Source organism: Stenotrophomonas sp. KH_036_B, assembly GCF_057839485.1.
This window is the reverse complement of the sequence record NZ_CM174491.1, coordinates 2,899,896-2,918,062: the sequence shown is the minus strand read 5'-3', so window position 1 is coordinate 2,918,062 and position 18,167 is coordinate 2,899,896. Positions and strand designations below refer to the sequence as shown.

At 61.6% G+C, this 18,167-nt stretch carries 15 protein-coding genes; 2 read left to right on the top strand and 13 right to left on the bottom strand.

What is annotated here, in order from left to right; translation table 11 throughout:
- Positions 1-187: 187 nt before the first annotated feature.
- From dxs to AC3ITN_RS13045, 5 genes are all read right to left on the bottom strand, one after another.
- On the bottom strand, positions 188-2,086 hold the full coding sequence (dxs, locus tag AC3ITN_RS13065) for a 1-deoxy-D-xylulose-5-phosphate synthase (RefSeq protein ID WP_489390786.1): 1,899 nt from the start codon (positions 2,084-2,086) through the stop codon (positions 188-190).
- 113 nt (positions 2,087-2,199) lie between these two features.
- Positions 2,200-2,859: an HNH endonuclease gene (locus AC3ITN_RS13060; RefSeq protein ID WP_313344702.1), complete on the bottom strand. Its 660-nt coding sequence runs from the start codon at positions 2,857-2,859 to the stop codon at positions 2,200-2,202.
- Between the two features lie 403 nt (positions 2,860-3,262).
- A complete protein-coding gene (locus AC3ITN_RS13055; RefSeq protein ID WP_489390785.1) occupies positions 3,263-5,053 on the bottom strand; it encodes an acyl-CoA dehydrogenase C-terminal domain-containing protein in 1,791 nt (596 codons plus the stop codon).
- Between the two features lie 57 nt (positions 5,054-5,110).
- On the bottom strand, positions 5,111-5,599 hold the full coding sequence (locus AC3ITN_RS13050; protein ID WP_313344707.1) for an LEA/WHy family protein: 489 nt from the start codon (positions 5,597-5,599) through the stop codon (positions 5,111-5,113).
- A 207-nt stretch (positions 5,600-5,806) separates the two neighbouring features.
- On the bottom strand, positions 5,807-6,346 hold the full coding sequence (locus AC3ITN_RS13045; protein WP_489390784.1) for a lipocalin family protein: 540 nt from the start codon (positions 6,344-6,346) through the stop codon (positions 5,807-5,809).
- Positions 6,347-6,531: 185 nt separating this feature from the next.
- Here AC3ITN_RS13045 and AC3ITN_RS13040 point away from each other — a divergent pair, with 185 nt between their 5' ends.
- Entirely contained in the window at positions 6,532-7,137 is a 606-nt protein-coding gene (locus AC3ITN_RS13040; RefSeq protein WP_313344712.1) for a type IV toxin-antitoxin system AbiEi family antitoxin domain-containing protein, read from the top strand.
- Positions 7,134-8,036, top strand: a complete 903-nt coding sequence (locus tag AC3ITN_RS13035; RefSeq protein WP_489390783.1) for a nucleotidyl transferase AbiEii/AbiGii toxin family protein — start codon at positions 7,134-7,136, stop codon at positions 8,034-8,036. Before AC3ITN_RS13040 ends, AC3ITN_RS13035 begins: the two co-directional genes overlap by 4 nt.
- Here the strand turns inward: AC3ITN_RS13035 and AC3ITN_RS13030 are convergent.
- From AC3ITN_RS13030 to AC3ITN_RS12995, 8 genes are all read right to left on the bottom strand, one after another.
- The gene (locus tag AC3ITN_RS13030) at positions 8,028-8,450 is read right to left on the bottom strand and encodes a hypothetical protein (protein WP_489390782.1); all 423 of its coding nucleotides are present in this window, start codon (positions 8,448-8,450) and stop codon (positions 8,028-8,030) included. The genes AC3ITN_RS13035 and AC3ITN_RS13030 overlap by 9 nt on opposite strands.
- 85 nt (positions 8,451-8,535) lie before the next feature.
- Positions 8,536-8,793 carry an Imm40 family immunity protein gene (gene imm40, locus AC3ITN_RS13025; protein ID WP_489392932.1) on the bottom strand — a complete coding sequence of 86 codons (258 nt, stop codon included), beginning with the start codon at positions 8,791-8,793 and terminating at the stop codon, positions 8,536-8,538.
- Positions 8,794-8,909: 116 nt separating this feature from the next.
- Positions 8,910-9,287 (bottom strand): hypothetical protein, encoded by a 378-nt coding sequence (locus tag AC3ITN_RS13020; protein WP_489390781.1) that lies wholly within the window; start codon positions 9,285-9,287, stop codon positions 8,910-8,912.
- A 41-nt stretch (positions 9,288-9,328) separates the two neighbouring features.
- On the bottom strand, positions 9,329-10,381 hold the full coding sequence (locus AC3ITN_RS13015) for an RHS repeat-associated core domain-containing protein (protein ID WP_489392931.1): 1,053 nt from the start codon (positions 10,379-10,381) through the stop codon (positions 9,329-9,331).
- Between the two features lie 121 nt (positions 10,382-10,502).
- Positions 10,503-11,470 (bottom strand): IS5 family transposase gene (locus AC3ITN_RS13010; RefSeq protein WP_489390780.1). Its coding sequence is split into 2 segments (ribosomal slippage): positions 10,503-11,011 and positions 11,011-11,470, totalling 969 coding nucleotides; the frame shifts between segments, so codons are not numbered across the junction.
- Positions 11,471-11,576: 106 nt separating this feature from the next.
- The gene (locus AC3ITN_RS13005; RefSeq protein WP_489390779.1) at positions 11,577-11,915 is read right to left on the bottom strand and encodes a hypothetical protein; all 339 of its coding nucleotides are present in this window, start codon (positions 11,913-11,915) and stop codon (positions 11,577-11,579) included.
- 44 nt (positions 11,916-11,959) lie between these two features.
- On the bottom strand, positions 11,960-15,013 hold the full coding sequence (locus tag AC3ITN_RS13000; protein ID WP_489390778.1) for an RHS repeat domain-containing protein: 3,054 nt from the start codon (positions 15,011-15,013) through the stop codon (positions 11,960-11,962).
- Positions 15,013-17,901, bottom strand: a complete 2,889-nt coding sequence (locus AC3ITN_RS12995; RefSeq protein ID WP_489390777.1) for an RHS repeat domain-containing protein — start codon at positions 17,899-17,901, stop codon at positions 15,013-15,015. Before AC3ITN_RS12995 ends, AC3ITN_RS13000 begins: the two co-directional genes overlap by 1 nt.
- Positions 17,902-18,167: the final 266 nt, after the last annotated feature.

The window sequence follows — 18,167 nt, the reverse complement described above, 5'->3', positions numbered from 1 at the left end:
GCCACGCCCTGCGTGGCTTCGCGGTGCCCGAACCCGAGGGTAGAGCCACGCCCTGCGTGGCTTCGAGGTGCCCGAACCCGAGGGTAGAGCCACGCCCTGCGTGGCTTCGCGGTGCCCGAGCGAAACGCAGCCACGCACGGCGTGGCTCTACGACGCCTGGCCGGGCGTGGCCCGGCCGCACTGAGCGCTACGCGCTCAATGCCTGACTACCCAGCTTCGGCCAGCGCTTCAACACCGCAGCACGAATGCCCGCCGCATCGATGCCGGCTTCGGCCAGCAGGTCTTCGCGGCTGGCGTGATGCTGGAAGCTGTCCGGCAGGCCCAGATGCAGGAACGGGCGCAGCACGTCTTCGGCGTTGAGCAGTTCGGCCACGCCGGAACCGGCGCCACCGGCCACCACGTTGTCTTCGATGGTGACGAAGCCTTCGTGGGTCTTGGCCAGCTCCAGCAGCAGGGCGCGGTCCAACGGCTTGATGAAGCGCATGTTGACCACGGTGAGGCCGAGTTCGCGGCCCACGGCCTCGGCGGCGGGCAGGGTGCTGCCGAATGCCAGCAGGGCGATGCGGCTGCCCTGCACGCGCAGTTCGGCCTTGCCGATCTCCAGCGTGGCGAGGTCGGTGCCGGCGGCCACGCCAGTTCCGCTGCCGCGCGGGTAGCGCACGGCGGCCGGGCCTTCGTACTGCAGGCCGGTGCTGAGCATCTGGCGGCACTCGGCCTCATCGGACGGAGCCATCACCACCATGTGCGGCACGCAGCGCAGGAAGCTCAGGTCCAGGTTGCCGGCATGGGTGGCACCGTCCGGGCCGACCACGCCGGCGCGGTCGATCGCGAACAGCACGTCCAGCTTCTGCACCGCCACGTCGTGCACCAGCTGGTCGTACGCGCGCTGCAGGAACGTGGAGTAGATAGCCACCACCGGCTTGGCGCCCTGGGTGGCCATGCCGGCGGCCAGCGTGACCGCATGCTGCTCGGCGATGGCCACGTCGAAGTAACGCTCCGGGTATTCCTTGCTGAAGCGCACCAGCCCGGAGCCTTCGCGCATCGCCGGGGTGATGCCGAGCAGGCGCGGTTCGGCCGCGGCGGCGTCGCACAGCCAGTCGCTGAAGATATCGGTGTAGGTCGGCTTCTTGGCGCCGCCTTTGGCGATCAGGCCCTTGTCCGGGTCGAACGGACCCACCGCGTGGTAACCGATCTGGTCGCCCTCGGCGCGCTCGTAGCCCTTGCCCTTGGTGGTCATCACGTGCAGCAGCTTCAGACCCTTCAGGCCCTTGAGCGTCTTCAGCGTGGCGACCAGCGCGGGCACGTCGTGGCCGTCGATCGGACCGGTGTAATGGAAGCCCATTTCCTCGAAGAACGTGGACGGCACGAACATGCCCTTCCAGTGCTCTTCCCACCGCTTGACGAAGCGTGCGGAGGGGGACTTTTTCTTGTCGCCGAGAATCCGCTTGCCGCCTTCGCGCAGTGCGTTGAGCGTGCGGCTGCCGGTGGCGCGGCCCAGCATTTTGGTCAGGCCGCCGACGGCTTCGGAGATCGACATGTTGTTGTCGTTGAGGATCACCAGCAGGTTCGGCTCCTGCTCCATGCCACCGGCATGGTTGAGCGCCTCGTAGGCCATGCCGGCCGTCATCGCGCCGTCGCCGATCACCGCCACCACCTTGCGCTCGTCGCCTTCGCGCGAACGCGCGATGGCCATGCCCAGCGCGGCGGAAATCGAGGTCGACGAGTGGCCGACGCCGAACGTATCGAACTCGCTCTCTTCGCGCTTCGGGAACGGGGCCACGCCGTCCTTCTGCTTGACGGTGTGGATCTCGTCGCGGCGGCCGGTGAGGATCTTGTGCGGGTAGGTCTGGTGGCCCACGTCCCACACCAGCTGGTCCACCGGCGTCTGGTAGAGGTAGTGCAGGGCGACGGTCAGTTCGATCACGCCCAGGCCAGCGCCGAAATGGCCGCCACTCTTGCCGACCGATTCAATCAGGTAGGCACGCAGTTCGTCTGCGATGGCGGGCAGTTCGGATTCATCGAACCTGCGCAGGTCATCCGGATTCTGGATGCGCGACAGGCGGGGATAGCGTGCGGAATCGATCATTTTTATCGCGCTTCTTCTTAAGCGCCTATTTTCGCCCCCAAACCGGGGTGGGGCAAGCAAACCGCCACCGCAGTGAGTAAACGGTGAGGGAGGCTGCGTCAGTTTGACGCAGTTCAGGCGGCCAGCTTGGAACGCTTGGGCAGCTGCGCCTTCAGGAATGCCATCTGGTCGGCCAGGATGTTTCGGTTGGACAGGATCATGTGTTCGATCCAGCTGGGCCGGTACGGCACCGCCAGCAGTGGCATGCCGGCCTGCTGCGGGGTGCGGTCGCTCTTGCGCGAATTGCAGTGGAAGCAGGCACTGACCACGTTCTCCCAGACGTCCAGGCCGCCCTTGGACAGCGGCATGACGTGGTCGCGGGTGAGCTGGGGGCGGTTGAACTGATGCCCGCAGTACAGGCACAGGTGGGCGTCACGCGCGAACAGCGCCTGGTTGGACAGGTTCGGGGTGGGGTCCAGTGCGCGCGAACGGGCGTGGCCGCGTGCGGCAATGATCGGGTGCAGGTCCACGCCACTGCGCAGGCCGGTCAGCCGGTTGGTGCCGCCATGGATGTGCAGGCAGGGATCGCCCAGGGTCCAGGCAACGGCATTGCGCGAGTAGAGGCAGGCGGCGTCCTGCCAGTTGATCCAGTCCAGGACGCGCCCGTGGGCATCCAGGGACAGCAGCCGAACGCTGCCGGGCCGGTGCAGCGTGGCGATGGGCGACACTTCGTCGACCGGGGCGGACGAGGCTCCGGTATCGATCAGACCTAAGCGTGTAGTGTCTGTCTCCATCGGGAAAACAGCTTATACCCGAATCGTTACGAATTGTGTATAGGGCGATCGCGCCCGCAGACCATTTGCCCGCGCATCCACAACGCGAGGGCTGTAGTGCCGGCCGCTGGCCGGCTCCTAGCGGTGCCAGATTCACGCGCTGTAGTGCCGGCCGCTGGCCGGCTCCTAGCATTGCCAGGTTCACGCGCTGTAGTGCCGGCCGCTGGCCGGCTCCTCGCGGTGCCAGGTTCACGAGGAGCCGGCCAGCGGCCGGCACTACGGGATGGTGATGGGTGTGCCTGGAGCCGGCCAGCGGCCGGCACTACGGGAGGGTGATGGTTTGCCTGGAGCCGGCCAGCGGCCGGCACTACGGGAGGGTGATGGGTTTACCTGGAGCCGGCCAGCGGCCGGCACTACGGGTCGGTTACTCGCCGAAGCGCGCGTCTTCCATCGCCATCAGCGAGTCGGCGCCGGCCTGGATCGCGGCGGCGTGGCTGAGGGTGCGCGGGAGCATGCGCGCGAAATAGAAGCGGGCGGTCTCGCGCTTGGCCTGCTTGAAGGCCTCGCTCTGCGCCGATGCGTCGGCGGCGGCCACGCTGCGTGCCCACCAGTACGCCAGCACCACATAGCCCGAATAGAACAGGTAGTCGTGGCTGGCCGCGCCCAGTTCTTCGGGGTTGGCGGCCGCGCGCTGCAGGGTGGCCACGGTCAGTGTGCCCCACTCATCGGCCTTGGCGCGCAGCGGCGCGATGAACTCGGCCAGCGCCGCATTGCCCTCGTTGGCCTTGGCGAAGGCCTCGATCTCGGCCAGCATCAGCTTCAGGCCCGCGCCCTTGCTGGCGGCGGTCTTGCGGCCGATCAGGTCCAGCGCCTGGATGCCGGTGGTGCCTTCGTACAGGGTGGTGATGCGCGCATCGCGGGCCAGCTGCTCCATGCCGTGCTCACGGATGTAGCCGTGGCCACCGAAGCACTGCAGCGCGTTGTAGGTGTTTTCGATACCCCATTCGGTCTGGCAGGCCTTCGAGATCGGGGTGAGGAAGCTCACCAGCGTTTCGGCACGCTCGCGCTCGGCCGGGTCTTCGGCGTGGTGGGCCACGTCGATCAACGTCGCGGCGTGCAGCGCGAGCAGGCGGCTGCCTTCCACCAGCGACTTGATCGAAAGCAGCATGCGGCGCACGTCCGGGTGGACCAGGATCGGGTCGGCCGGCTTGTCCGGGTTCTTCGGGCCGCTCAGCGAGCGCGACTGCAGACGCTCACGCGCGTACTTCAAGGCGTTCTGGTAGGCGCGCTCGGACAGGCCGATGCCCTGCAGGCCCACGCCCAGGCGCGCGGTGTTCATCATGGTAAACATCGCCTGCAGGCCCTTGTGCGGCTGGCCCACCAGGTAGCCTTCGGCGCCGTCGAAGTTCATCACGCAGGTGACCGAACCCTTGATGCCCATCTTGTGTTCGATCGAGCCGCAGCGCAGCGCGTTGCGTTCGCCGACGTTGCCGTCGCGGTCGACCTTGAACTTCGGGGTGACGAACAGCGAAATGCCCTTGGCACCGGCCGGGGCGTCGGGCAGCTTGGCCAGCACCAGGTGCACGATGTTGTCGGTGAGGTCGTGCTCGCCGGCGGTGATGAAGATCTTGGTGCCGGTGATGGCGTAGCTGCCATCAGCATTCGGTTCGGCCTTGGTCTTGAGCAGGCCCAGGTCCGTGCCGCAATGCGGTTCGGTCAGGCACATGGTGCCGGTCCAGCGGCCTTCGATCAGCGGCTTGAGGAACGCGTCCTGCTGCCACGCTTCGCCATGCTGCTTGAGCGCTTCAATCGCGCCGTGCGAAAGCAGCGGGAAGTTGCCCCACGCCAGGTTGGCGGCGTTGATCATTTCGTTGAGCGGCACGCCCAGCGTGTGCGGCAGCCCCTGGCCGCCCAGCTCCGGCGAGGCGGTCAGGCCGGTCCAGCCGCCATCCACGAATTGCGTGTACGCCTGCTTGAAGCCGGGCGGGGTGGTGACCTCGCCGCTGGCCTGGTCGAGCACGCAGCCGATTTCGTCGCCCACGCTGTTGAGCGGTGCCAGCACGCTGGTGCTGAAACGGCCGGCTTCTTCCAGCACGGCATCGACCACGTCCGCGGTCGCGTCGGTAAAGCCGAGGCGGGTGAACAAGGGCTCGACCTTCAGCACGTCGTGCAGGGCGAAGCGGATATCGGAAAGCGGGGCGGTGTAGCTGCTCATCGTCAGGTCTCGATCAGATGCAGGGAATCAGGCAAAGGGGTGCGGAGGGTGCGCGTTTCAGCGCAGCACGCCGGGCAGGCCGGGGGCCTGGTTGAGGGTGCTGCGGTTGTCGATATCGAAGCTGCGCTGCTTCTTTTCCTGCGGGGTGGCGCTCACCGTGCCCTTGAGCGAATAGCCCAGGGTGCGGTTGCCGGCCAGCGCGTCGGCCACCACGATGCGCGCGGCCGAGGACGGCTGCAGCTCGACGTTGATGACATCGGCCGAGACACCGCCGATCGACACCGCCGGGCGCGCGGTCACCTTGCCGGCATCCTGGTCGCCGACCTGCATCTGCAGGTCCACGCTGTCGAAGGTCATGGGCATGGAGCTGAAGTTCTGCAGGCGCAGGGCCAGGGTCCAGGTGCCGTTGGCGCCGACGGTCAGCTGCTGCACGCTGGCGGCCGGAGGCGAGACGCGCTTGACCACGCCTTCGCCGCAGGCGGTCAGGGCCAGAGCGGTGCCGGCCAGCAGGGCAACGGTGAGGGCGGTACGGAGGCGGTGGAACATGGGCGCAATCCTCGAGCAGGGTGCCGCGTAGGTGGAAGCATACTACGGCGTATGGTGGTTGTGAGGGTGTGTCGAGACCGGTACGCATCGTATGACAATGCGACGTCCATTCAGGTGGCAGGGGCGTAGAGCCACGCCCTGCGTGGCTGCGCTCTGTTCAGGGATCATGGGCGCCGCCAGCCACGCAGGGCGTGGCTCTACGCCTCATCAATCCAGCGGCGCCATCACCTTCAACGGTGCCAGGTCATACCCCATCGCCTCGGCCTTGGCCTTCAGGCTGGCGAACAGCGCCTTGTCCATGCTCGGCGAGCGCGACAGGATCCACAGGTACTTGTGGCCCGGGTCGCCCACCACCGCCCATTGATAGTCCGGGTCCAGCGCGATCACCCAGTAATCGGCCCACACCAGCGGCACCCAGGCCAGCCAGTCCGGCACGAAGCGCACCTGCAACTGGCCGGGCTGGCCTTCCACCGGTCGCGCCACGCCCTCGGCCGCAATACGGCCGCCATCGCCGGTGCGGCAGGCGTTGTGCACGCTGATGCGTCCGTCGGCGCGCAACGCATAGGCCGCCGTGATGTCGCCCACGCACTTCTTCTGGAAGGAGACCGGCAGGTGTGCGATCTCATGCCATTGGCCGGCGTAGCGGCCCATGTCCAGGGCCGGCACCGATTGCACGGGCTCGGCCGCATGGGCGGTGAGTGTCGTCAGCAGCAGGCCAGCGGCAAACAGGGCAGGGCGAAGGCGCATGGAGGTCTCCCGGCAGGAGGCCAGAGCTTAGGGGGCGTGAAGAGCCGAGGTGTAAAGGATTCGTCATCCCTCGCGCAATGGGCGGGCCTTGGGACGGCAACGATAGATGGGGCAAATCCGCTGTCGATGTTCCATAGTTACTCCATATATTTGCAAATGAAGTGAAATTGGAACATCATCGCCCCATGACCGGTATGACCCACCATCACCGCGTACTCGATCTGGTGAGCCAGAAGGGGCTGCTGCGGGCGGCGGATCTGGACGACATTCAAACGCCGCGGGTCGTGCTGACCCGTATGGTGGCCTCAGGCCTGCTGGATCGGGTAGGCAGGGGGATGTATCGGCTGCCCAATGCGCTTACGTCGGAGTATGCGAGCCTCGCGACGGTTGCCGCCAGAGTACCGAACGCGGTGTTCTGCCTGCTTACGGCGCTGCAGTTCCACGAGCTCACAACGCAGCTTCCCCGCCAGCTCTGGATCGCCCTGCCACGTGGCAGCCATCCGCCGCGAATCGACTACCCGCCCCTGAAAACAGTGCAGTTCAGTGGCGAGGCGTATGCGAGTGGCATCGAGGAAGTGGAGCGCGACGGTGCGCGTCTGCGGATATACAGCGCAGCCAAGACAGTGGCCGACTGCTTCAAGTACCGCAACAAGATTGGGCTCGATGTCGCATTGGAAGCACTGAAGGACGCCAGGGCAGGGGAGAAGGCATCCGTCGAGGATATCTGGCGCTTCGCAAAGATATGCCGGGTGGCCAACGTGATTCGCCCCTATCTTGAGAGCGTGGGATGAGCAGTCCGCGCACGAACGTCGCCGCTTCTGTTCGTGCGCGACTGCTGAACGTCGCACGGGATCAACAGGCCGATTTCAACCAGATCCTGGTGAGGTTCGCCTTGGAGCGCATCCTGTATCGCCTGGCGAAGTCGCCTTATGGCGAGCGTTTCCTTCTCAAAGGTGCGCTACTTTTTACACTCTGGTACGACATGCCGCACCGCGCCACGCGCGATGTTGATCTGCTTGGGTTCGGCGCCAGTGATGTCACGTCGATAGCACTGCTGTTCCGTGAGGTTGCGGCACAGGCTGTCGAAGATGGTGTTTCCTTCGATCCTGCCTCGGTGGCGGTGAAGGAAATTCGCAAAGAGGCTGGCTACGGCGGCGTGCGTGTCTTCATTGCGGGAGATCTGGCCGGGGCACGCTGCAAGGTGCAGATTGATGTCGGCTTTGGTGATGCAGTGACCCCAGCGCCTCAAACGTGCATCTATCCGGTGCTTTTGGCTGACCTGCCTGCGCCCAACCTGCGGGTATATCCCACATACACCGTCATTGCCGAGAAGTTCCATGCCATCGCGTTGCTGGGCATGACCAACAGCCGACTCAAGGACTACTTCGACCTTTCGGTCTTGTTCGAGCGCGAAGCGCTGGATATGCGTCTCCTGGCAGAGGCGATCAGTGCCACCTTTGAACGCAGAGGCTTGGCAGTTCCCAGCGGTGTACCCGCAGGGCTGACCTCCGAATTCGGACAGGATGCATCCCGGCAAGCGTTGTGGCTTGCGTTTCTCCGGAAGAATAGTCTGCCGATCGAACCATTGAGCGATGTCGTTGGTCGCTTGCAGGTCGCGCTGATGCCCGCTCTGGTGGCCGCAAATCCCCTCAGGGCGCGAAACGCACCTGGCGAGGATCCGTCACCTTGACCTGGGTCTGGAAGTAGTACTTCCCGGTTGGCTTGCCTTCGTTGGTGAAGTCGATGGTCGTGCGGCGTGCCGTGCCGTGCCCTGCACCAGCAGGCGGCGGTTGACCAGCCGGTCCAGCGGCATGCCCAGCTGCGCCTGCAGGGCCTCGCGTTGTGACGCATCCAAGGACACGTTCAATGCAACCTGGTGGCGGTAGTCCTGCTCGCTGTTGAGGTAGAGGCGATGCTCGGTGACGTCGACGTTTTTGACGGTAAACACGAAGGTGCCACTGATGCCGCGTTGCGGATCGTCATTGGCTGCATGGACGGCTTCCGCGGGTGTTATCCAGCCGGGCGCTATCGGCGCGGTCATTCGGCTCTGGTGTGCACAACCGGCGGTGAGGAGCAGGAACGGGAGGAGCAGGGCAACGCGCATGGGACATCCTTGTTCAATGACAGTGTCTGGATTGTGCCTGTGCCGGCGTGCGACGCTAATGCAGAAGCAAAAAAGTCGGCGAAGCCTAACTCTCTCGATGAGGAATCAGTGCGAAACAGGCCAGGTGTTCCGAATACCTGAGTATGTAACTTCTGGCCTTCTCGCCGCTGTGGGCAACCCGCTGGTCATGCGATTCACTCCCATCAGCGTCGTAGTACCAATTGTCATGCGTTGGACGCATCTGGCTGCCGCTCGCAAGGTAGACGTCGCCCGCTAGCACCTCCACTCCCATGGCTTGCAAGGCATCCGGCGCGTCAAAGGCCTGCTCCCGGCTCGGTGCCAGTTGTGTACTCTGGCGTCATTGATTGACGTGCCGATTGATAGCACGGTGTCTATCTCTTGCGACGAAGGCGCCCTCATCGTTGGGTCGTCTCGCTTGCAGCAAAAGCGCATGAGTACTCATTTTTCGTTCACTTCAGTCAGGCTGTAGATGCCACGCGGGCCGTTGACCGAGTGAAACACTCCCTTTCCATCTTGCTGCAAGAACATCAGATACTTTACGCCCGGGTTGCATGCGCGGGGGCTGAATTCGGGAATGGACTCTTTGCATCGAAAAAGAATCTCTTTGGGCGCGGTTCCTTTCAGTATGTCGTGTACCAAAACCTTGGCGGTGACCGAATACTTTGAGCACTCTCCAACATCAATGGTTCCACAGGGCAAAATCTCCCCAACGACGCCAGTCACGACCAGGTCCGATTCGGAAACCTTCTCTTCCAGGGTTTTGGTGGCGACTTCGTTCGCGGAGCAGGCAGCTGCCGCAGTAAGTAGGTAGAGCATTAGAGTTAAATTGGCTGGCAGTGATCTTATTTTCACGGAAGTTATTCCTCAAGATGGTCGGGATCGGGGGCCCTTTGGTCCAGTCCTGGGACCTCGCTCCTGAATTTGTTCTCGTTCTTAATTCCATTTCCGGTATCGGGGCCGACAATAATTGGGACGGCGTGCGCAACAATTTCGTGCCCCAAGATCTCAGCTGGTCCGTCGACCAAGCTTCCGCCAGAGACGTTCTTAAGCGAATTGTTGGGATTTCCGGAAACAACCACATCTACGTCTCCGTTTGGATAGGTCACCGTCAATCCGCCGCCTGCCTGTGCGTCGACATCGATAGGCATAAATGTTATAGGGTGAACATACACCTCTAATACCTGTATGTGCATTGTCAACGGTGAGTCAATGGCTTGTGACAGTCTGTCTCGCAAGTAGGTTGACCTCTTTCCCTCTCCGCCGGATAGCTGCTCCAGCGCCATCTTTCCTTGAGACGAAATGGAGAATTTGCCAGCAGAATTTTTCGCAATCCATCCAGACACTCTGTCTGCTGCCGCTGAAGCTACGTCGACCTCGCGACCATCAGGATCGGTGAATCGGTATGGGTTGCTACTCGCATACCAGTACCGGTTGAAAGCCTCGGCGGGATTGCTGTAGGCGGTAACCGAATCCGCCGACAGGAATCTACCGATCTGCGGGTCGTAATATCGCTGCTGCATGTACGTTAAGTCGGTATCTGCATCCATCCTGTGGCCAGTGTAGCCAACTCCATCAACGTTGCGGTTGATTGCTTTCCCGTAAGGCTCGAAGTGGGTCCGATCCAAGATCTGTCCGGCAATGTTTGATGTCGCGACCGGGCTGCCCAGGGCGTCGGTATGCAGGAAGCTCGTGGTGAGGGTGCCTTGCACGGACTCGAGCTGCGCAATAGAACTCTCCGCCAAGTAGATTGTTTCCGTTTGCTTGGCGCTCGCAGCGTCTAACTGGTAAATGAGTTTTCCTTGTTCACTATACATCGATTCTTCAGACGCCCCAGAGTACTTTGCGGTCATGGTGCGCAGACCTCTCGCGTCGTAGCGGTAGTTCGCCTTTCCGGTTGCCGCCCTAAGGATGGTCTGAGCAGATCGTCCGCAGCGCTGAATTCGTAAGCCGAGCGTGTCCGCGCCTTGCCTGAGCGGAAGATTTTGGTGAAAACGAGGTTTTGAAGGTGCCGTTGGGCACCTCCAGGCGGATCTATCCCTGGGTCGGCACGAACTGCCGGCGGGTCATCCACAGGTTGGACAATGCAAACAGCGTCAGCACCTGCGCGCTGTTCTTGGCCAGGCCACGGTAGCGCACCTTGGTGTAGCCAAACTGGCGTTTGACGACCCGGAAGGGGTGCTCCACCTTCGCGCGCATGCTGGCTTTGCAACTCTCCCATCGCTCGTGCTGCCGGCGATCCCGTGCGTTCTTGATCGCCTTTACCTTGCCCCGTTTCTTCGCAATCAAGAAGGCGGCCTTGGAGTCCTGTAACTCTGGTCGCGAGTCCGCACCGGTATAGCCGCTGTCGCCCAGCACGCAGTCCTCCCTACCGTGCAGAAGTTCGTGCGTGACTGTGACATCGCCTACATTGGCAGCCGTGCATTTCACGTGGTGTACAAGGCCGGAGAACTCATCCACGCCGATGTGCGCCTTCATGCCGAAGTACCACTGGTTGCCCTTCTTGATTTGGTGCATTTCCGGATCACGCGCCTTGTCGGCTTCTTGGTCGAGCTGGGCGCATGAATGATCGTGGCATCCACGATCGTGCCCGCACGCAGGCTCAGACCCTGATGCTGCAGGTGGGCATTGACCGCCTCCAGCATCTTCGCGCCCAGTCTATGGGTCTCCAGCAACCGGCGAAAATTGAGGATCGTGGTCTCGTCAGGAATGCGGTCCAGGCTGTTGATGCCGGCAAATCGGCGCATCACCGCCGTGTCATACAGCGCTTCCTCCATCGACGGATCGCTCAACGCGTACCACTGCTGCAGGAAATGGATGCGCAGCATGGTTGCCAACGGATACGGCTGACGGCCTCGCCGGCCTGCAATCGGGTAGTGCGGCTCGATCAACGCCAGCAGTCGCTTCCAAGGAACCACCTGATCCATCGCGTTGAGGAACAGCTCGCGGCGCGTCTTCTTGCGCTGGCCCAGGCCTTCGGCATCTCCGAATGTCAGCTGCATGGAGGATCCTTCGACGTGATCTGATGGACCTCAAGCTTGCCGGCCAGCGGCCGGCACTACCATCATATTTCGCGCAGAATTGTTCAGACCAACCTTAGGGTCCTTCTCATTCTGGAATTGTCGGCATGCAATCCAAATGTACCACTAAAAGGCTCGGCTCCGACGTGTCATTGGCGTACACCTCAATGTCAATTTCAGGCTTGGAGATATTTACGCTAAGAAGCCGTTCGTCAAGAACATTGCAGATGGAAAGTTCAAGGCTGGGAACGATCAAATGACCATTGAAAATCAGCACTCCTCCTTCGCTCGCCTGGGGATTGTTGGTAACAATCACCGTTGTTGGGCCGTCGAACTCGGAAAGGGTTCCCACAGCAACGCAGCTGGGAGTGCTTCCAACCAGTCCACTCCCCAAGTCGTCTGGGAGTACTCCCGTCGAATGATCCATTATCAGAATCAGTGAGTTTGGGGGCGTGGTGGTTATCGACCTTTTCATTCAGATTCTTCCTGCTTGATGGTTCTGAGTAATTTTGCTGAATCTAGCCCTTGCTGCCTGCTGCAACCGAGGCACTGAGGAAACAACCTTTGTGAGGCGCCCGAGAGATTCAGGGATGATACAGGCTGATGGTCTGGTACAAAGTTTCCACTCTTGGTTCCTGCGTTCTGAGAGCCGCAGGTGTGGCATCCAGTCGCTTTGCCTATTGCATTAATCTCCGCACGCTCTGCGGCGGTGAAGGTTTGTGCAGTCGATCTTGCGGGGATAGAGGCCCCGGCATATGGACCTGGGCTAAGAGTAGATACCGGCCCTCCTCCGATTCGTGTTCCACCCGTCACTCCGAGGGCGGACCCGACGTCGCTCACAATCGTGATGGTCGCTGTTGGGTTGGCGAGCGCAACCATTCCTAGTTCCCAACCGCCAAATACAATGGCAGGTGCTGATACGACCGCAAGACTGACGCCGATAGCTGGACCTAGCCAGTCTTCATCGCTTCGCGGCGGGGGGGTAACGCCAAGTCGACGGTTTTCAAAGTTGAACTCTCGGGACTGACGTCCATCCGGATCTGTGAACTTGTAAGGGCTGTTGTTTGCGTAGGAGTAACGGTTGAAGTTGGCTCCGGTGTCACTGTTGGTGGAAACCGGATCAACGCTCAGGAATCTCCCGAAACTCGGATCGTAATAGCGCTGCTGCATGTTGGTTAGAGCAGTGTCAGCATCCATCTTGTGGCCGGTATAGCCAATTCCATCAACGTCGCGATTGATTGCCTTTCCATAGGGTGCGTAGTGCGTCCGTTCCAATAGTTGGCCAGCGCTGCCAGAGGTCGCTACCGGACTTCCAAGCGCATCTGTATGTACGTAGCTGATTGTAGCCATGCCTGGACCGGCATCTAGCTGTGCAATCGAACTTCCGGCCAAGTATATGGTTTCGGTTTGCAGGCCACTGGCGGCGCTGAGCTGATGGAGGAGCTGGCCCTGCTCGCTGTAAAGTGATTCCTCGGGCGCTCCCGCTATCTTTGTGGCAAGGGTGCGGCGTCCCTTTGCGTCGTACCGATAGCTCGCTTTTCCCGATGCCTCTCGGAGCCGATTGCCATAGTCGAATCGGAATGCCTGGCCATTCTTGATCTCGAGATTTCCCTGCAGATCATAGGAAAGGCCAGCCGTGGTCGCGCCGTCCGCATTGCGAACATTGGTGAGCCGATTGCGAGCGTCATACCAGTACTGGTCGGCCTTCACTCCCCCGAGCGACCAACTACGCATGTTGTCCAGCGCGTCGTAGGTGAAGCGATGCCAGCCATCTCCGCCAAACATCTGGCTGCCTGCCGCAATGAGGCGGTCACGATCGTCGTATTGCATCTGACGGCTGTAGCTCGTGCCCAGCTGAAGATCAGCAATTGCAGTTACGTTTCCATTGGCATCAAACGTCGTTTCGAGGGCAATAATGTTGCTGTCGACGCTACGGTAAGGAAGTCTGCGGGCATTCTGCAGGGTGGTGTGCAGGACCCCATTGCCGTATGTGAACTGCTTGATCCCGCCATTGGGGTAGTAGCTCACGCCGGTGGCGTAGTCGCCTGCACGTGTGGCCTGACCCATCGCATTTGGTGCGTAGTCGATGAAGCGTCCACTGGGGTAGGTCTGCCCCGCCAAGTGACCGTTGGGGCTATACCCATAGCCAATGCTGCGCGTCGTCGCGCCGGTCTGGGCAAGAGCTTCGCCAGTGAGCAGCCGCCTTTTGTTGTACTGATAGGTCGTGGTGGCGGTAGTTGTGCCGCCGTCATTGTAGGCCGTGGTCAGATGCGCCAGCCCATCCGGCGTGTAGCTGTAATCAACGTCGCCGTTATGGTCAGGGAAGCGAAGGGTGGCTATGCGGCCGCGAGCGTCATAGGTGCGCCGGACAACTCGGCCACTCGCCTCGGCGGCAGCCAGATCACAGCTTGTGGTGCTTGGCAGGTCCAGGCCCGCGGCAGACCAGATCAGGTTGCCAGCTGGGTCATAGGCCATGACGGTGGAGCCGGTCTCCGGCTCGATGGTCTTGCAGAGACGTTGCTGGGCGTCGTACACGTACTTGCGCGACAGCGATGTGCCCGGGATTGACGAGACCGTGAATGCGACCGGTGCAGACGTTGTGCTTGTTCCGCGAGTGTCGGTGGCAATGGCGACGAGGGAATGCGTGCCTGGGCTGAGAGTGGCTACCCGAGTCGAGTAGGGCGGTGAGGCCAGTGTTGCCACGGTCGTTCCATCTACGCGGAACTCGACACGGCTGACTCCGTCATCGCCATCACCTGCCGCAGCACTGATGGGAATGCTGGCACCGGCGGCAAAGAGTGCGCCTTGGACCGGAGCGGCAACGCTGACGGTTGGGGCTTGGTTGACCGTCGGAATTCCTCTGGCTTCGGTCGTGGCAAACGTGGCTGAGCCATTCCGTAAGTGGAAGCGCGCACCATTCTGGGTCACCCAGGCGGTAATAGCACCGGACTGCCCTTGTCCAACAAGCTGCATGCCGCTGTTGTCCAACCCGGACATCAACACCTGGGCCGCTGGTGCATTGGAAGACCAGTTGATGGTGATTGGGCAGTTGGACTGGCCCCAGGGGATCGTGCAGGTGGCGGTTGAGGCCGTGATCCCGCCGCTGCCGGCAATGACCGTGATGGTAAGCGTCGGGATCGGGAAGATGGTTCTATAGCGCTCATTGCCATTGAGCGGGTCGTAGTACATCGCCCGGCCTTCCAGGGTGTACTGGTACACGCCCGCGGGAAGCTCGGGTTCGCTATAGATCCGGGTGGGCAGTGCTTCGTCGAAGTCGATACGGACCCCGTTGCGTTTCAGCCAATAGAATTCCACTTGTTCATAGTTGTTGCCGGTGTAGCCATCCCTTGCGTCAATCTTGAGATCGAACCCAGAGGGTGCAGTAAAGGTCGTGCCGCCCGGAGCTGTCAGCTTGAGTGAAGCCTGCGCGGAGGCTTCACTGGCGACCAGGAGCATCAGGAAAAGCGCGATGAGGCCGAAAAGCCGTATCGCGGCGTCAGATTTCTGGTGGGCATGCTGGTGCATCATTGGGCACCCCCGCTGCGCGAAATCTCGAGTGGTTTTCCGTATGCGTCCCGGTCAATTGTCGTGATGACGCCGCCGGGTTCATCGATATAGACGGGCAGGCTGGTGTCTGGCTCATCCAATGCCATGTAGTGGGTCGTGGTCTTCTGCCCCTTGGGGGACGTTGCGCGTGTCTGGAAGCCGGTCAGGTACTCGTTGCGTGTGGTCAACAACCCCAGTTCCGAGTCCTGCTGAACGCTCAACGGGCGTCCCAGCAAATCGGACACGGTGTAGATGCCCTGCAGGCCGGCGTCGGTGTAACTCGCATTGCCCTCCTGGTACAGATTGCGCGGGTATGACGTGAAAGAGACGCGCCCCATTTCGTCATAGCGAGTCGCTGTCCAGCGCTGCGTCGCCTGGGGGTTGTCGACGTCTTCCTCGATTGTCACTACAGGACGCCAAAGTGCATCGTAGAGCACCTGTTTGCGCTGATTTCCGGTCTGGATGGTGGCGCGCCAATGCCCCGCTGGCAGGCCGTGCTCTTCATAGGGTATGGCCTGGAAGCTGGACAGCGTCGGATTCCATGCCACCGTGTCGCCCTGTGGGAAGTCCGTTCGCTGCAGTCGGCCCATGGTGTCGTAGGCGTAGTTGCGGGCGTAGCCATTGGCGTCGGCGTACTGCAGGATCCATCCTTGATCGTTCACGGTCGCCAGTTCCATGTTGCCGTCACCGTAGGCGACGGATTGGGGAATGCCGCGCTTCCAGTCAAGTAGCGTCATGGTGGTGTCTACGCCCATGCCATCGCGTGCATCCGATGCAGTGGCGATGCTGCCGTTGGGGTGATACGTCAGCGTCTGTTGAAGTGCTCCAAATGCATGGAACTGGATTGGCAGTGCTGTGGAGGGATCAAACACCGCACTGGACGTCACTTGGCCCGCACAGCTTGCGGGTGCAAGGCATGTGCTGCTTTGGCGCAGGCCGATGATCCAGCGCGAGGTGTCATCGTAGTAGGTGTACCCCTCGGTTCGTGCGAACCCGAGCGTGCTGTACTTCGCAACGCGGTGCGGGCGCGCAAAGTAGTCCAGCTCGCTGGATACCGATGAAAAGACGGTGCCTTGCTGGGCAATATGGCGCTCCAGTTGGGGGCGGTGGTACTCGCTTCCCCACCCTTCACCAGAGAATTGGACGCTGGTGCCATATCGGGCCGGATAATTCTGGCCGGCAGAGAGCAGATCGTACCGGTAGGAAGTGGTGCGCTGGATGTCGCCTGCACCCGTGCCAACTTCAACCTTGAGAAGCTTGCCTTCGTTGTACCGATAGGTATTGCCGTGGCTGTAGCGGATCCATTCCCCGCCCGGTCCGGTGACGGTGGTGATACTTGATTGCGCGCAGCTCTCGCTGGTGCAGGGGGGCGCTGCGCACGCGGCTGCGTTTCCATATGGGCACACCTGATCGGCGTCAGTCTGGCCCGGATAGCGATCGAAACTGATGTTTGGGGTGTACGCGTACTGCCAGCGCAATGTAGGCAGCCCGGGGCCGCTGATGGCTTTCTCTGTCAGCGTCAGACTGTAGCCAGAGATCGTGTACGTGTTCACGTCATCATTCGGATTGTTCCCGAACCCGGGAAAGTAGTCGATGCCCCGGCAGTTGAGGGGAACATGGCTGCGGCCGTGTTCAAGCGAAGTGACCGTGAATCGACCGGTTGCACCGGAAGGGTGCACCATGGTTCCCGTGATGGATGCCGATGGATAAGTCATCGGGATCTCATTCTCAATGCAATTGCGGAACATCTCGCCGGGCTCCGGCGACATTACGTCGGCGTACTTCAGGACGGCACGGGTGAGGTCAGTGAAATCTATCGACCACTGGCTTCCGTCCGGAAGCACAACGGCAGAGAGGCTGCGTCGCGATGTGCTGTTGTTGTACACATACTGCCATTGGCGGGTGCCGTCGCTGACGCTGCTGACGTTGTCGCCGTTATAAGTGAGCGTGAGCTGCCTTCCGTCGCTTGCTGTGATGGACGTCAACCTGGGGGCGGCGTTCCACGCGTTGGTATATGTGTACTGCACCGTGTTGCCAAAGCGGTCCTGGACCTTGGTGGCAAGCAGCAGATTCTTTCGGCGCTGCAAAAAGCGCCAGGGCTGCGGCTGTGGTTCTGACCCGTCGTCATAGAAGTACTCGTACTTCTTCAGCGTCGGCTCGACGGTCTGTGCCAGCCAATCGAACCAGTAGCGTGTCCCGTCCGGCGTGATCGCCATGAATCCTTCGCCCCCCGCATTCTTGATGGAGGGAAGGCAGGCAAAGAAGATCTGGTTGGACGTCGTCCACGGGTAGGTCGCGCCGTCTTGGGGCTGCGTAACGCCTGGAGCAGTCCGCAGCATTTCACCGCCGCCGTTAGGGATGCTCACGGACAACCCGTTCCAGAACTCCCGTGTGTCGAAATACAATGGATCCACAGGTAGCCAGCTAGTCGTGCAGCGGCCGGGTGCGCTTGCGCCAGCGCCAGTTCCCCAGTCGGCCGCGTAGCTGCCGCTTATGTTGGGGACGCTGATCTGCCAGTCCGCAAGCATGGCGTCTGGGGTGTAGGTCTTGCGACTCACGACCTCGTAAGTACGGGTCAGCTTCACTTCGAGCGCGTTGTTGCCGGGAAGCGTGACGTCCGTGATCTCAAATCCCAACTCGCCGTTAGCCAGCCGGACGTTGTCGCCGAACAGGTCGGGGCCTAGAGGAGTGATCTTCTCGGTCTTGCTGATCCGGTCAGGGAACTCCTCCCAGACAAAATTCGACACGCTCGTCTGCGCAGCTGCCGATTCCGTCAGGCACATCGCGCTTGCAAGCAGCGCAGCTGTGAGACCCAAATGATTCGCCAGTTCCCTGTGTTGCCAGTGCTTCCGAAGTGATCCAAGCATTTGACGTTCCATCGATGCAGACGTGAGCTTCCTCATGGCTGCGGCAATGCGTCATCCACGGCGTCGCCGTGGCACGAATGCATCGACCGATCAGCCCCACTTTTCCCATGCAGCGCGTTGCATTGTTGCCGACCAGTGCAGATGGCGAGTCACTCGCATCGTCTGGCCTCCCCACCAACGATGCATTGCGCACCGCTACCCCGGTTGGTTGCCCGGACTATATCAAGTGTGAATGGGGTAGGGAGGTGTGACCAATGGCAGCAGCG

Coding starts and splice junctions, on each gene's coding strand:
- dxs (WP_489390786.1), bottom strand. CDS start 2,086: ATGATCGATTCCGCACGCTATCCCCGCCTGTCGCGCATCCAGAATCCG.
- AC3ITN_RS13060 (WP_313344702.1), bottom strand. CDS start 2,859: ATGGAGACAGACACTACACGCTTAGGTCTGATCGATACCGGAGCCTCG.
- AC3ITN_RS13055 (WP_489390785.1), bottom strand. CDS start 5,053: ATGAGCAGCTACACCGCCCCGCTTTCCGATATCCGCTTCGCCCTGCAC.
- AC3ITN_RS13050 (WP_313344707.1), bottom strand. CDS start 5,599: ATGTTCCACCGCCTCCGTACCGCCCTCACCGTTGCCCTGCTGGCCGGC.
- AC3ITN_RS13045 (WP_489390784.1), bottom strand. CDS start 6,346: ATGCGCCTTCGCCCTGCCCTGTTTGCCGCTGGCCTGCTGCTGACGACA.
- AC3ITN_RS13040 (WP_313344712.1), top strand. CDS start 6,532: ATGACCGGTATGACCCACCATCACCGCGTACTCGATCTGGTGAGCCAG.
- AC3ITN_RS13035 (WP_489390783.1), top strand. CDS start 7,134: ATGAGCAGTCCGCGCACGAACGTCGCCGCTTCTGTTCGTGCGCGACTG.
- AC3ITN_RS13030 (WP_489390782.1), bottom strand. CDS start 8,450: ATGCGCGTTGCCCTGCTCCTCCCGTTCCTGCTCCTCACCGCCGGTTGT.
- AC3ITN_RS13020 (WP_489390781.1), bottom strand. CDS start 9,287: ATGCTCTACCTACTTACTGCGGCAGCTGCCTGCTCCGCGAACGAAGTC.
- AC3ITN_RS13005 (WP_489390779.1), bottom strand. CDS start 11,915: ATGGATCATTCGACGGGAGTACTCCCAGACGACTTGGGGAGTGGACTG.
- AC3ITN_RS13000 (WP_489390778.1), bottom strand. CDS start 15,013: ATGCACCAGCATGCCCACCAGAAATCTGACGCCGCGATACGGCTTTTC.
- AC3ITN_RS12995 (WP_489390777.1), bottom strand. CDS start 17,901: ATGCTTGGATCACTTCGGAAGCACTGGCAACACAGGGAACTGGCGAAT.